A 1,020-nucleotide genomic window follows, 5' to 3' on the forward strand; every position below is an offset into this window, starting at 1 on the left:
GTGTCTTAACCCAGCGCGTGTACTTTTCATTAACCCAGCGGCGGCGTTTTGGGCGTAACATAAAAGACTCCGGCGACTCCGGATCCACTTTCAGCGCCAGCACCTTTTTCGCTTTATCCTGGATGATGCTGGCGGCAGGAACCGAAGGCACAAGGTCACTCTCCCGGGTGACAGACGGCACAACAGGTTTCGGTAATCTCAGCGCCTTACGGGCTGCGCTTTCAGGTAAGGCATCCGCCAGGTCATTACGAATCAGCCACCAGCACAGTTCCGGCATTGTCACGGCATGGTTATCATCAAAACCGAGATCTCGACGGACTACAGACAACACCCAGCGGGCACAGTTATCCGTTGCCATTGATTCCAGCCGTTCCGTGAACTGATCGCGCAGCTGGTTATCGCAGTGCCAGCACAGACGGATCGCGCCCGGCGCGTGTCGCATTGTGGTCATGTTCTCGCTGTGCCAGTCGGAATGAGGCCACTGGCAGCCTTTTTCACGAAGTAACCAGCTTTCAAGACATTCCACGCCACCAGCACGACGGATCACTGCCTCATTGCGGAACACGGCCCGAACGGCAGGATCATCCGCCAGCGGTTGTGATGCCGCCGGAACGGCACCACTGGCGAAAGATGAATAACGTTCCGGCTCAGGCTCCAGCAGGACACGCCCCTGCATAAACAGGGGCATCAGCTCTGAACCGGGCCTGAACAATACGATCCCCATACGCGGGGCAATTTCAGGGGTCAGTAGTGCTCTCACGGTCACCTCAATGAACGGTATCGAGCAGCTTTAACAGCTCAGGGAATCGGGATTCGAAGAAATGCGGCTGCGTCTCGCGCGGATTTGCGGGACTGGTGATGTTCTTGCCGAACATGCAGCCTTTCGCCGTCAGCGACCAGAATTTTTTGATGTTGTTAATCGCGGTACGGCTGTATCGTTCGCGTTGTTCAACAATCCCCAGCTTCGCCATCTGGTGATATGCCTGATTAGCCGTCAGGCGGATACCATACTGCTTCAGC

General features: G+C 56.1%; 2 protein-coding genes. Both read right to left on the reverse strand.

All coding sequences use genetic code 11. From position 1 onward, the window contains the following. Positions 1–760: DUF968 domain-containing protein (locus tag ACWIGM_RS31585; protein WP_454029873.1), on the reverse strand; the 760-nt coding region annotated here is incomplete at its 3' end. A gap of 7 nt (positions 761–767) precedes the next feature. Then, the coding region (locus tag ACWIGM_RS31590) for a hypothetical protein (RefSeq protein ID WP_187216844.1) at positions 768–1,020 on the reverse strand (253 nt) is incomplete at its 5' end.

The sequence above is a fragment of the Allobosea sp. NPDC055332 genome, assembly GCF_053645455.1.